Here is a 14,353-nt window from a genome sequence, read left to right as displayed (position 1 = left end):
TATTCGTTTTGGGATTTTTGCCCTGTAGGCTTTACGCCCAACTGGTTGATAAAACCCCGGCGCCTATACCCAATGTGCCGGCGGTTTATGATGCCGAACCCTGGGAAAACCCATCTGTTGATGGTATAAACCGCGACCCGGCCAGGGCTACAGCTTATTCATACAGCAGTATTAAAGATGCGCTTGCGGGCAACCGTGAAAAATCGGGCAGAATGATGTCCTTAAACGGTTACTGGGATTTTAGCTATGCCGTTAAACCGGCTGATGCGCCAAAGGATTTTTATAAAGGCCGGGTAAGCGGGTGGAAAAAGATCATCGTGCCCTCCAGTATCGAGATGCAGGGTTATGATAAGCCTATTTATAAAAGTGCTGTTTACCCGTTTCGGCCGGTGAACCCGCCGCATGCGCCACAGGATTATAATGGCGTTGGCAGCTATCAGCGTGCTTTTACCCTGCCTCAAAACTGGAAGGAACTGAACATCACGCTGCATTTTGGCGGTGTAAGCTCGGGTTTTAAGGTATGGCTTAACGGCAAATTTTTAGGTTATGGCGAGGATAGCTTTCTGCCGTCTGAGTTTAATATCACCCCTTATTTGCAGGCCGGTGAAAACGTAGTATCTGTACAGGTGATCCGCTGGAGCGATGGCTATTTTTTGGAAGATCAGGACCAGTGGCGCATGAGCGGGATTCATCGCGAAGTAATGCTGCTGGCCGAACCTAGATTGAGGATTGCCGATTTTCAGTGGCAGGCTAAGCTGGATAAACAATATAAAGATGCCGTGTTCTCCATCCGCCCGCGGATGGAGAACCTTACAGGCAAAGCTGTTCCCGGTTATAAAATTGAGGCCCGGCTTTTCGACAAAAACAACAAAGAAGTATTTCAAAAGCCGCTTGAACGCAGTGTGGAGAGTATGATTAACGAAATCTATCCCCGGCTGGATAATGTAAAGTTTGGTTTGCTGGAAACAACGCTGAAAAATCCTGGTAAATGGAGCGATGACCGGCCTAACCTTTATACGCTTACCCTGTCGCTGTTGGATAGCGCCGGGCAAACTTTGGAAGTTAAAAGTTGCAAGGTAGGCATCAGAAGCATTGAGTTTGGCAAGGATGATGGCAAATTACTCATCAACGGAAAAGTTACTTACCTCTACGGCGTAAACCGGCCCGATCATGACCCGGTAAAAGGCAAGGCATTATCCCGCGAGGATATTTTAAATGATGTGCGCACCATTAAACGCTTTAATTTTAACTGTATTCGTACAAGCCATTACCCAATGGACCCTTACCTGTATGACCTGTGCGATGAATATGGCATTCTTGTAATTGACGAAGCTAACCTGGAAACACACGGCCTCGGCTCCAAGCTAAGCAACGACCCCATGTGGACGGGCGCTTACCTTGACCGTGCCACCCGCATGGTGATGCGCGACAAGAACCACCCAAGCATCATCACCTGGAGTTTAGGGAACGAGGCAGGCAGGGGACCAAATCACGCGGCTATGGCTGCATGGATCCATGATTTTGATATTACCCGCCCGGTGCATTATGAACCCGCCCAGGGAACCCCGCAGGCCGAAGGTTATATAGACCCAACCGATCCGCGTTATCCCAAAACAAACGATCATTCACACAGACTGCAAAATCCAATTGATCAGCCTTATGTAGATATTGTGAGCCGGATGTACCCCGGTTTATACACGACGCCATTATTGGCCAACCAGCAAAACGGCGATAACCGGCCAATATTTTTTGTGGAATATTCACATGCCATGGGTAACTCCAACGGCAATCTGAAAGAATTTTGGGATCAATGGCGATCAACCAAACGCATCATAGGCGGGGCCATATGGGAATTTAAAGACCAGGGGCTGTTAAAAAAAGATTCTGCCGGGGTATCATACTACGCCTATGGGGGCGACTACGGTGAACGGTACTTTGATAACTTTACCATCAAAGGAATTGTTGCGTCAGATGGGCGACCAAAACCTGCTATTTACGAATGCAAGCATGTTTTTCAGCTTGCAGAATGTGAGCTGGCGGATGCGGGTAAAGGATTGATCAAAATTAAAAACTGGCATAGTACGGCTTCATTGAGTCAATACGATGTATATCTCCAGGTGCGGGAAGATGGCCATATCATTGCAAAAAAACAATTGCCGCATATTGATTTGGCTGCCGGTAAGGATACCGTCATCGGCATAAAACAATACCTGCCCCGTTTTAAAACGGACCACGAGTATTTGGTCGATATTCATTTTACACTTGGCGAAGATAAACCCTGGGCTGCAAAAGGGTATGAAATTGCGGAAGATCAGTTTGCGCTGACGGGTTTGCCTGTTGTTAAATCAATTACTGCTGATTACCGGGAGATTGCCGTTGATGATGCTAACACGGCCTATACATTAAGCGGGAAAAATTTCAAGATCCAGGTAGATAAAACAAACGGCGCCCTAAGTTCATATGTATTGCAGGGACAGCAGCAGATATTCGCGCCACTGTTACCACATTTTACACGGCCCGTTACCGATAACGATCACCGGGGATGGAAAGCCGAAAAAAAACTAAAGCCATGGTTTATCAACCAGCCCCAGTTAAAAAATATCAACATTGACCGCTCTGTAAAGGGCCTGGTGAAAATTAACAGCACTTACACGCTTATTAATGACAGTGCTTCTGTTAAAGTTACTTATACCATAAACGGAAAAGGTACTATCAAAGTTGATTACAGCCTGGTCGCCGATAAAAACCTGCCGGGTCTTCCCAAAGTAGGTATGCAAATGGGCATTTTACGAGCCGATAGCAATATCGCCTATTATGGCCGCGGACCTTACGAAAACTACACAGACAGGCGCACAGGTTCCGAAGCCGGTATTTACAATCAGGTCATCAGTCAGTTTATGGAGCCATATGTGGTACCACAGGAAAACGGTAACCGGACTGATGTACGCTGGATGCTGCTGCATAATAAAACTAATGGCCTGCTGGTAACTGCCGATAGCCTGCTCAGCATGAGCGCCTGGCCTTATACCGAAGATAATATCCTGCATGCTAAACATACCAACAAGCTAAAAGATGCTGGTTTTATTACCCTTAATATCGACCTGGTACAAATGGGACTTGGTGGAAATGATAGCTGGTCGGAAGTAGCGGCGCCATTGGAACAATACCGCATACCTGCAAAGGATTATCATTATACGTTTTATATCGCGCCATGCCGTATAACGGAGGTGTTGATAAAGCAAAAGTAGTGGCTGGTAAAACAAAATTTAACTGATGTTTATGAAAAGGTTCATCCTGGTACTTCGTATATGTATTTGCTGCTTCGCATTGCAGGGCAGGGCCCAGGTGCGGAGTGTTTCCTATGCAAAGGACGAATTAAAACAAACTTTTTTGCACCCCGGCGAGGTCGCGAAGCCCTGGGTGTTCTGGTACTGGATGCAGGCCGCCGTAACACATGAGGGCATCACCGCCGATCTGCAGGCTATGAAGCAGGCAGGCATTGGCGGCGCTTATCTTATGCCAATAAAAGGAGCCGCAAATCCGCCATTCATAACCCCGGCGGTTGAACAGTTGACGCCAGAATGGTGGGCCATGGTGAAATTTACCATGCAGGAAGCGGATAGGATAGGTGTTAAAATGGCAATGCATGATTGTGATGGTTTCGCGCTTGCAGGCGGGCCATGGATCACGCCCGAATTATCAATGCAAAAGGTGGTTTCGTCGAAAGTTAAAGTAGCAGGTGGTAAAGCCTATCGGGATACTTTACCAACCCCGGCGCATTATAAAAACTACTATAAAGATATCGAAATACTGGCCTATCCATCTCCGCAGGGTGAGGGCATCAGCAGTTGTGATGCGCAACCCAAAGTAAGCACCAGTATTGCCAATACCGATGTTCAATATCTTGCGGAGAAAAACAATAAAAAGAGTTTTACAAGCAATGAGCCCTGTTGGATCCAGCTGGAGTTTCAAAAGCCTTTTACCTGCCGCTCGCTTGTTATCCATACGGCGGCCAGCAATTACCAGGCAGAGCGGTTACTTATCGAGGTTAGCGATGATGGTAAAAACTTCCGGTCCTTAGGCAGACTTAATCCTCCCCGGCATGGTTGGCAGGATGGGGACTCGGAGATCACCAACGAAATTCCTGCTGCTACTGCTAAATACTTCAGATTTATTTATGATAAAGCAGGATCAGAACCCGGTGCCGAGGACCTTGACTTTGCCAAGTGGAAACCAACATTAAAATTATCGGGCATTGAGTTATCGTCCGAAGCGCGCATCCATCAGTATGAAAGCAAAACCGGCGAAGTATGGCGGGTAAGTAAAAGAACGACAGCAGCACAATTGCCCGGTGAACTTTGTGTTGATAAAAGCAGGATCATTAACCTCACGGATAAATTGAGCCCCGATGGTAAACTCGATTGGGACGTACCAGCAGGCGAATGGACAATATTACGCATAGGCCACACCTCAACAGGCCATACCAACGCTACAGGTGGCGCAGGCAGCGGTTTGGAATGCGATAAGTTTAGTCCCGAAGCCGCCAAAGTGCAATTTGACCATTGGTTTGGCGAGGCCATCAGACAGGGCGGGCCCGATCTTGCAAAAAAGGTGTTAAAGATCTTTCATGTCGATAGCTGGGAATGTGGCAGCCAAAACTGGTCGCCCGTTTTTGCCGGGGAGTTTAAAAAACGCCGGGGGTATGATCTGTTGCCTTACCTGCCGGTGATGGCGGGTGTACCTGTGCAAAGCGCCGATGTATCTGAAAAGGTATTAAGCGATATAAGGCAAACTATTGCCGAATTACTGGTTGATAATTTTTACGGCACCATGGCCAAACTGGCCCATGAAAACGGCTGCGAATTTACTGCCGAAAGCGTGGCCCCAACAATGGTAAGTGATGGTATGCTGCATTACAGCAAGGCAGATATCCCGATGGGAGAGTTTTGGTTTCGCAGCCCTACGCATGATAAGCCTAATGATATGCTGGATGCGATATCGGGAGGGCATATTTATGGTAAAAATATTATTCAGGCCGAAGCATTTACCGAGTTGCGGTTGTTATGGGACGAGCATCCGGCCATGCTGAAAACGATGGCTGACCGCAACTTTGCCCTGGGTATTAACCGCCTGGTGTTTCACGTAAATGTGCATAACCCCTGGCCCAACCGTAAACCGGGAATGACCCTGGATGGCATCGGCGTGTTTTTTCAGCGCGATCAAACCTGGTGGAAACCCGGTAAGGCATGGTTTGACTACCTTCAGCGATGCCAGGCGTTATTGCAAATGGGACACCCTGTTGCGGATATAGCTGTATTTACCGGTGAAGAAACACCACGCCGGGCTATTTTGCCTGATAGGTTGGTTGCTACCCTGCCGGGGATCTTTGGTGCCGAAAGAATAAAACAGGAAGCCGAAAGACTGGCCAACAAAGGCGAACCGATAACAAACAGCATCTCAGATGCCAGTCACTCGGCCAACATGGCTTTGCCCGAAAACTGGATTGATCCTTTACGTGGCTACGCCTATGATTCCTTTAACCGGGATGCGTTGCTGCGTTTGGCCAAAGTAAGGAATGGGAGGATTGGGCTTCCCGGTGGTGCAAGCTATGCCATGTTGGTAATTCCGGGCGCGCATTCCATGTCGCCTGATCCGGGTTTAATGTCGCCGGAAGTTGTAAAAAAGTTGCAGCAATTGGTTAACGATGGCGCAACTGTACTGATTAATAACAAACCTTTAAAGGCAAATGGCATGACCGATGACAAGCAAGTGAAACAAGCCGGCGAAGCATTATGGGCATCGGCTAAAGACAAGACCATCCGGGGCAAAGTTTTAATTGGGCCATATAAAGAAGAAACTTTTGATAAAATAGGCATATCTCGCGATGTAATTGTTAAAGACCCCGCCGGGAACTACACTGATGGTATCGCCTGGACACATCGACTTGCGCCAGATTTTGATATTTACTTTATAGCTAACCAGCAGGAGCAACAACGTACGATTGAATTATCCCTAAGATCAACAAAAGGCCGCCCGGAATTATGGGATGCTTTAACCGGCGAAAATGTTTTAGCTGCTAATTGGCAGGTAAAAAAGGGCCGCACTGTTTTGCCGTTGCAACTTGCGGCAAACGGATCTGTGTTTGTGGTGCTTAAAAAAGGCGCTACCCCGCTTAAAGTGGCTCAGCAGGTTAAAGGCGAAAAGGAAACGCTATTGCAAACGCTTAAACCACAATGGGAACTTAGTTTCGACCCTAAGTTTGGCGGCCCGACAACGCCTGTTATGTTTGATAGGCTGGATAGCTGGCCGGAAAGGCAGGAGGAGGGTATTAAGTATTATTCGGGCACGGCAATCTATAAGCAAACTTTTATCAATAAAGGTGTCGTGGCCGAAACATGGCTCGACCTGGGCAGGGTCGCCAACATGGCACAGGTTTATGTAAATGGCATTGATTGCGGTGTAGCCTGGACTTACCCTTACCGGGTAAATATAACCAGGGCAATAAAGCCCGGCACTAACAAGCTAAGCATCGAAGTAACCAATACGTGGACCAACCGCCTGATGGGCGACCACATCAAACCCGAAAAAAATAGAATTACCTGGACAAATGCGCCATACCGTTTAGAAGGAAAAACTTTATTGCCCGCCGGTTTATTGGGGCCTGTAAAGCTGGTATCGGTACAATAGGGAGTGGTAAGGTGTACAAGATGTCGGGGTGAGTCGACTCGCCATGCAATACAGGCAGCATATTAAAAAAAGAAATAAAATATCGAATATGAAAAATATATGGAAATGTGCGGGGATTTTGTTGTGCCTGGCATCAGCGGTTAAAACCTCGGCACAAAATAAATCGCTTGTTAATACCACTAAAAGCCCCTTTGCTCAATTGAGCAGTGTGGATATGGGTAATGTAACCTGGACGAACGGCTTTTGGGCAGACAAGTTTAAAGTTTGCCGCGATACCATGATCCCCAACCTGTGGCGCGTTTATACCGATCCGAAGATCAGTCACGCCTACCGTAATTTCGAGATTGCGGCCGGGCTGGATACCGGCTCGCACGAAGGGCCGCCCTTTCATGATGGGGATTTTTATAAGCTGTTTGAGGCGGTTGCCAGTATGTATGCCTCAACGCGCGATGCTAAATTAGATGAGCTGATGGATAAAACCATCACCGTGATTGCCAAAGCACAACGTGCGGATGGCTACATTCATACCCCTACAATTATTGAAGAGCGCAAGCATACCGGCAAGGAGAAAGCATTTAATGACAGGCTCAACTTTGAAACCTATAACCTGGGCCATTTAATGACCGCCGCATGCGTGCATTACCGGGCAACAGGTAAAACTACCTTGTTAACAGTGGCCATAAAAGCAACGGATTACCTTTACAAATTCTACAAAACGGCATCGCCAGAACTGGCGCGGAATGCCATTTGTCCGTCGCATTATATGGGCGTGATAGAGATGTACCGCACTACGCGCGACCCCAAATACCTTGAGCTGGCTAAAAGCCTGATCAATATAAGGGGCCTTATGGAGAACGGTACCGATGATAACCAGGATAGGATCCCTTTCAGGCAGCAAACCCAGGCTATGGGCCATGCCGTGCGGGCCAATTACCTTTTTGCCGGCGCTGCCGATGTGTATACAGAAACAGGTGATACAACCCTGATGCATACGTTAAACCTGATGTGGAACGATGTGGTAAACCGCAAAATGTACATAACAGGTGGCTGCGGCTCGTTGTACGACGGCGTATCGCCCGATGGTACATCCTATAACCCCAATGATGTGCAGAAAGTACACCAGGCTTACGGGCGCGATTACCAGCTGCCAAATTTTACCGCGCATAACGAAACCTGTGCCAATATTGGTAATGTATTATGGAACTGGCGAATGCTGCAAATTACCGGCAAAGCCCAATATGCCGATGTGATGGAGCTGGCTTTGTACAATAGTGTACTATCGGGCATCAGTTTAAGCGGGCGGAATTTCCTGTATACTAATCCCCTGAGTTATTCGGATGATTTGCCATTTGCCCAGCGATGGTCGAAAGATAGAGTGGGGTATATCAAACTTTCCAATTGCTGCCCGCCGAATGTGGTACGTACAATAGCGGAGGTGAGCGATTATGCCTATAGCGTATCCGACAAGGGCCTATGGTTTAACCTGTATGGCGGCAACACCTTATCAGCAAGGTTAAAAGATGGCACGCCAATTAAGCTTACGCAAACTACCAATTACCCATGGGATGGTAAAATTACTATCCGTTTGGATGAGGTGCCGGGCGATAAAGCGTTTTCAATTTTTCTGCGGATACCGGGTTGGTGTAAGGGTGCTGGTATTAAAATAGCAGGGCAGCCGGTACCGCGGCTGGATACTTCGCCAGGTGCATACACAGAACTAAAAGCGGTATGGCAAAAAGGTACGGTGATTGAGCTTGACTTACCAATGCCGGTAACTATGATGGAAGCTAACCCCCTGGTTGAGGAAACCCGTAACCAGGTAGCCGTGAAACGTGGCCCGGTGGTGTATTGCCTGGAGTCGGCGGATCTGACCAAAGGGCAAAAACTATTCAATATTGCTTTATCGGCCCAAAACGAACTGAAGCCGGAAATGATCATGATTGATAACAGCAGTATCATGAGCCTTACCGGCAAAGCCGACGTGCGCAACGAGGGCAATTGGAAAAACCAGCTTTACAACGAAGTATCAGCCCCAAAACAAAACGCAGTGGATGTAAGGCTAATCCCTTACTATGCCTGGGGTAACAGGGGTCACGTAGATATGGAAACATGGATTCCGTTGGATAGGTAACTTTTGGGCGCCTTTTAGGTGAAAGGTAAAAGGCGAAAGGTAAAAGGTTTTATGCAGTTTCGGCAACGGCGATTTAAAACTTGCGAAGTTTTTGAAACTTCGCAAGTTTGGTTGATGCGCTTTTAAGTTCATTTTTAAGGCCGGGTAATTTACTTTACTATTCTGCTTTTTGATCTTTAAGCATCAGTATAATATCCTTCTTTCTTTCCTCCGGGATGACCGTTAAATTTTCCACTTTTCCGTTCTTCAAAATGCCTTCAACCGTTGTATTGTAAGGTGCGTGCAGCTTAAAATGTACATCCCAATCCTTTGGCCATGCCGGGAAGAGGTAGATTTTTTTATCGTCAACCTGCATCAGCATTTCCTGCAAACCGATCATGCCCGAACCTCCCCAATTATGGTCGGGCGTCCAATCGAAACCTGGCCCCCAAAAAGCCGGGAAACGCCTGCCGGAGTCTTTGAGCTTAAAGGTGGTTAGTTCGGCGGCTTCTTTGGTTAAACCCAACCTGGCTGCAAATATGTTATCCTGTTTCCAGCCCATACCACTCCTGAATTTGATGGCAAGGGTGTCATATTTCCAGCTATTAAGGGCTATGTCTAACCCTGGTTTGCCAATGCCGTGTATACCCCAGGGAAAAACAGTGTAAAATTGGGTACTCTCTACATTACTCACCCGTTCCCATGACTTTGCTGGAGTTAGAACCTTATGGCCATCAATTTCATTATAAGTAACAGGAGGGATGCGTTTTAAAAATCCGGCTAATTTTAACCGTTCATCTTTGTCTAAATAATTATCGGGCAAAGCCAGCAGACGCCGGGTAATGGTTTGTAAAGCTGCAATGGTAGAGTTGGAGTTATAGGCCATCTTAAACGTTTCGGCCCCCGCCCCCGGGTATAATACCAAATGGCCATCGCCATCCAGCGGTTTGATGCCCCGTTCAAGGGCAAAGTACTGGTAATGCTCATCAAAAAATGTTAAACAGCTCCCGATAAAGGGAATATACCGGTGGATGTCTTTACCGGCATACCGTTCGGTTTCCAGCATCATGAGGCAAAACTCAAAAACGGTATCCCAGGTATATTCCAGCCATTGGTTGTATTCCAATCCCTTATCAAAACCAAGGGGACGTTTCCAGTTATATTCGGCACTGTTGGGCAGACCGAAATTTTCCAGTTGCTCGGTAAAAGCTGCCCCTTTATGCCCCCAGTAAACCTGGCTGCGCAGTTCGGCGTTATGCAACGAGCGCAGGTAGAAATCGAGCTGCGGTTTCATCATATCGATATCCCCGCTTTTAAGCATCGGGAAATAAACCAGCCGCTGGTTTTGGGCTGTCATCAAACCGCCGCCCCAGTTACGAAAATCGGGGGTGTAATTGGTTTTGTCACTTACAAAAACCGGGTCGTAGGTGAATAGTCCGCCATTAAATTTTGTAGGATATTGCCCGTAAGCATTGCAGCCCAGCATATACCTGAACAATTGGTAATTTTTGCCGGTTTGCCATGCGGCCGTGTCCTGGTTGTTTTTAGGGTTGATGTAGATAAAGCTTCTGTCCCAATATTGCTGCCACCAATTGGCTGTATGCTGCCATGCGGTTTTGTTATGGGCATTGGCTTCAAGGACAACTTTTTGAAGGTTATTTTTCCATTCGGAAACAGCTGCTGTTTGTGTGGTATTAAGATAGATAGCTATGTTTTGGGTACGGGCTGGTTTAACACTTTGCAGTTTCCAGCCCTCAAAATCAGTATCCATGTACCTACCGCTATAAGTGCCGGCGGCTTTAAGGTTTTTACCCAGCATTAAACCGCYGAAAGTGAGATTTTTAAGCGGGTTAAACAGCTGGTCTTTCACAACATCCATACCTTGCTGCTTCACGGTTACATCAAATATGGTTGAATCGAGGTTATGATGGTAAAACAGGATCCCGCCATCCCGGAAAGCGATTGAATCTTTTAGCGTTTTAACATTACCATGCGCACCAAATTTCCAGGAGCCCTGGTTGTTTTCGACACCTTTTACAGGTCTGTCTTTATATCGCCAGCTTTCAAAGGAGGCCTCTGATTTTATGGCTTTATTGCTGTTGATCTCCAGATGGATCACCGGCCGGTATACATCAACCCAAAGCTTTATTTCTGCGTTGATACCGCCATTTTTCCCTGTGACAAGTACCGCTCCGTTTTGCAGCATTAACTGTTGCTTAAATTCGGTACCATCAAAAGGATTTGGGGTGAGCTTTACCCTTACACGGCCAGGTTTGAGCATAGCATTGTTTTCATCAAACGTACCGCTGCGGGCTATATAGAAAAACAGTTCGCCTTTTTCAACCCATACGTTTAAGCCTACATCACCACCGCCACAAGGCATGGATTGGCCTGAATTTTGGCTTTGGCTGGTCCAGGTAACATTATACTGCTCAATCCCTTTTTCGGTTTGCGCAAAGGCAACATTGCCCCATAATATAAATATAAGCAACCACAGGTTTTTCATATTACCAATCGTCGGTCCTGAATGAAGATACCGGCAGTCCATTGGTTCCAAACAGATCGCCGGTTACAAAATCGCTAAAAGCATAACGCACAGCAACGGGCTCTTTTACCAGTGGAGATGAAACCACAATGGTACTGCCCGAAATGGCGGCCTGCGCCGGGTAAAATTTTTTGTCTTTCCCGGCAATTTCAAAGTATTGGAGCGGTTTGTTGTATGATGTCAGGCCATTTTCGGCATGCTCAAACCTGATAGTGGTTCTGCTGCCTTCAATGGTCATGGTTTTATATAGCGGACTTGCATAGTCGAAGCCGGTTATTTCATATGTTTGGGCAAGGGCAAGATAAGCCAGGCGCGTACCTGCCGGTTCTTTCCGCGGCGGATGAATGGTTGCCTGTTCGCCCACATCAAGCAGTACGGCCATACCGCTATTGGGGATTATATTTAATGATTTTCGCTGGGCATCGCGCAAGTAAGCCGAGTTGTATTTGCCGCCTGAATTGTATGGCGGAAGCTGGGTATAATCATAGGGCGCTATCTGTACATAATAAAAAGGAAAATCGCCTCGTTGCCATAATTCGCGCCAGCGCTTCACCATAGCCGGGAAGAGTTTTTCATACTGATCGGGGCGTTCGTAGTTTGATTCGCCCTGGTACCAGATACAACCTTTAATGCCATAACCAATTACCGGGTTAAGCATGCCATTAAACAGCGTTGTTGGCGTGCGCGATACCGCTTTAATGGAGTCTGTTTTGGCGGGGATTTTTATTTCGGGAAAGTTTTTTAATCCTTCAGCATCCATCCAGGCTTCTGCGCTCGAGCCTCCATAGCAATCGCTGATAAGGCCGATGGGGATATGCAGTATATCATTAAGCAGGCGGCCAAAATAATAGCCCGTAGCACTAAAATTAGCCACAAACTCCGGCGAGGCCACATGCCATTCGGACGGTTTACTGTTTTCATGTGCTTCGGTTACAGATGAACGGGGAACTGTGTAGATATGAATATTATTGTTCGCCGATCTTAATATGGCATCAACCGAACCGCTGATAGGCTGGCTTTTATAACCCTTCATCGGGATCTCCATATTTGACTGCCCTGTACAAAGCCAAACTTCGCCAATAAGTACATTATCGAGCTTTATGGTATTGCCATCGCTGATAGATACAGTATACGGACCTCCATACATTGGGGTCGAAATTTTTACCATCCATTTACCCCTTGCATTTGCCCTGGTTTTATAGCTTTTTTTATTCCAGGAAGTGCTTACTGTTATACTGGAACCGGCTTTGTCCCATCCCCAGATGGGTACATTGCTTTGCTGCTGCAATACCATATTGCTGGTAAACAAGGAAGCCAGTTTTACTTGCGCGTTCGCAGGTGCATATAAAAATAAGATAGGGGCAAACAGGATGATTAATTTCTTCATTCGTTTTTTTTATAGAGTGCCGGTCAACAATCTCAAATTGTAACCTCATGTTGCTCACCGATCTTACCGGCGCGCTTAGCTTCGAGCCAGCCGCTGAAAAGCAGGTTTTTGTTGATATTAGGTTTTGGCCAAAACAGGCTGGCTACCGATCCAACAATGATCACAACCAGGTGACTGTAAACACCCAGCATGTATTTATGCTGATTAAAGTTGTATTCTTCCAAATCGAGCAGGATGTGTTTTTGATCACCTAAGCCAATTTTGGTAGATGTTAAAAAGGCATAAGCCGTAAATACGATACAGGCTGCTATGCCAATATTAACCCCTTGTCGGTTAGCACGGCTGCTAAACAATCCTAACAGGAATATACCCGCAATCCCTCCCGAAAATATGGCATATAAGGTGAATACGATACCTAAAGCCCCTTCATCACCTGCAAGCAGGTAAAGCGAGGCAATCATTATAGCGCCTATACCTGCAATTACTACTATCCACCTGCCCGCTTTAAGGTATTCTTTATCAGTTTTATTTGGCCTGAACTTTTTGTAATAATCTTCAACCCCGATGGCCGAAAGACAGTTCAGATCGGCGCCAAGACTTGATATGGCAGCTGATATTAACGCAGCCAAAATAAGGCCGACTACGCCTGTAGGCAGTTTGCTCATAATAAAATAAGGGAAAACCGCATCGGCTTTAATACCTGCAGGTAAGGGGTTTTGCTGGTAGAAAGCAAACAGGGCCGTGCCTATAAACATAAAAAGCGCCCATAGCGGGACTGTAAGGGCTACACCCATTATGGAGGCCCGGATGGCTGCCTTATCTGTTTTGGCCGTCAGGTAGCGTTGCACCATGGTTTGATCTGTGCCGTATTTTTGTATGGCATAAAACACCCCGTTAATGGCCATTACTATAAAAGTGAGCTTTTTGAAATCCCAGGTGTAGGGGCCAAAATTGTTTTTATGATTGATACTGGCAATATGCCAAAGCTCGGGCAGGCCGCCTTTTATAGAACATATGAGTATAATAAATGATACGATGCCGCCGCCAATCAGTAGGAAACCCTGTACCACATCAGCCCAGATCACAGCCTCAATACCGCCAATGAGGGTGATAAGGATAATGACAAATCCTATGATCCAGATAATGGCGTAGGTATTGGTATCTGTCATATTGGCAAGGGCGAGGGCGAGTAGGAAAAATACCGTGCCCATTTTTGAAAAATGGGTTAATACAAAGCTTATTGAGCTATAAAAACGGGCAAAAGTGCCAAAACGTTTTTCGAAGTATTCATAGGTGCTTACCCCAATAACTTCGCGGTAAAGTGGCACAATAAACCATACTATTAAAAGCAATACTATGGGCACCATTAAACCCTGTACAAGCAGGATCCAGTTTGATGAAAAACCTTCCCCGGGATAAGCCAGGAATGTTACACTACTAATCAGCGTAGCCATAAGCGACATGCCAATTGCCCAGGCGGGTATTGAGCCGCGCGATACAAAGTATTTTTTGGTTGAATTTTGTCCTTTTGAAAACCTTATGCCTATGGTTAATGAAATGGCCAACGCTAATGCTATAATAATATAATCTGCCAGGTGTAGGGTTTCATGTTTCATAATCAGGT

6 protein-coding genes are annotated in these 14,353 nt (G+C 46.5%); 3 read left to right on the top strand and 3 right to left on the bottom strand.

Going from position 1 to position 14,353, the window contains the following annotated elements; translation table 11 throughout:
• Window positions 1-17: 17 nt before the first annotated feature.
• The 3 genes from AC1DQW_RS14855 to AC1DQW_RS14845 all read left to right on the top strand — a co-directional run bounded on the left by AC1DQW_RS14855 (window position 18) and on the right by AC1DQW_RS14845 (window position 8,818).
• Window positions 18-3,248 (top strand): glycoside hydrolase family 2 TIM barrel-domain containing protein, encoded by a 3,231-nt coding sequence (locus tag AC1DQW_RS14855; RefSeq protein ID WP_477454797.1) that lies wholly within the window; start codon window positions 18-20, stop codon window positions 3,246-3,248.
• A 31-nt stretch (window positions 3,249-3,279) separates the two neighbouring features.
• Window positions 3,280-6,687 carry a glycosyl hydrolase gene (locus tag AC1DQW_RS14850; protein WP_477454796.1) on the top strand — a complete coding sequence of 1,136 codons (3,408 nt, stop codon included), beginning with the start codon at window positions 3,280-3,282 and terminating at the stop codon, window positions 6,685-6,687.
• 88 nt (window positions 6,688-6,775) lie between these two features.
• Complete coding sequence (locus AC1DQW_RS14845) at window positions 6,776-8,818, top strand: aceric acid hydrolase (protein ID WP_477454795.1); 2,043 nt, start codon at window positions 6,776-6,778, stop codon at window positions 8,816-8,818.
• 157 nt (window positions 8,819-8,975) lie between these two features.
• Here the strand turns inward: AC1DQW_RS14845 and AC1DQW_RS14840 are convergent, their stop codons facing one another.
• Genes AC1DQW_RS14840 through AC1DQW_RS14830 form a run of 3 tightly spaced genes read right to left on the bottom strand, consistent with a single transcriptional unit; the run spans window position 8,976 to window position 14,345 of the window.
• Window positions 8,976-11,303 carry a DUF5703 domain-containing protein gene (locus tag AC1DQW_RS14840; RefSeq protein ID WP_477454794.1) on the bottom strand — a complete coding sequence of 776 codons (2,328 nt, stop codon included), beginning with the start codon at window positions 11,301-11,303 and terminating at the stop codon, window positions 8,976-8,978.
• Window position 11,304: 1 nt separating this feature from the next.
• A complete protein-coding gene (locus AC1DQW_RS14835; protein WP_477454793.1) occupies window positions 11,305-12,729 on the bottom strand; it encodes a sialate O-acetylesterase in 1,425 nt (474 codons plus the stop codon).
• A 32-nt stretch (window positions 12,730-12,761) separates the two neighbouring features.
• Window positions 12,762-14,345: a sodium:solute symporter family protein gene (locus tag AC1DQW_RS14830; protein WP_477454792.1), complete on the bottom strand. Its 1,584-nt coding sequence runs from the start codon at window positions 14,343-14,345 to the stop codon at window positions 12,762-12,764.
• Window positions 14,346-14,353: the final 8 nt, after the last annotated feature.

The sequence above is a fragment of the Mucilaginibacter sp. P5_A4 genome (genome assembly GCF_056400605.1).
This window is presented reverse-complemented; position numbering and strand designations above follow the sequence as displayed.

What these genes read in the sequence shown, in the direction of transcription:
- AC1DQW_RS14850 (WP_477454796.1), top strand. Translation starts at nt 3,280, where the DNA reads ATGAAAAGGTTCATCCTGGTACTTCGTATATGTATTTGCTGCTTCGCA.
- AC1DQW_RS14845 (WP_477454795.1), top strand. Translation starts at nt 6,776, where the DNA reads ATGAAAAATATATGGAAATGTGCGGGGATTTTGTTGTGCCTGGCATCA.
- AC1DQW_RS14835 (WP_477454793.1), bottom strand. Translation starts at nt 12,729, where the DNA reads ATGAAGAAATTAATCATCCTGTTTGCCCCTATCTTATTTTTATATGCA.
- AC1DQW_RS14830 (WP_477454792.1), bottom strand. Translation starts at nt 14,345, where the DNA reads ATGAAACATGAAACCCTACACCTGGCAGATTATATTATTATAGCATTA.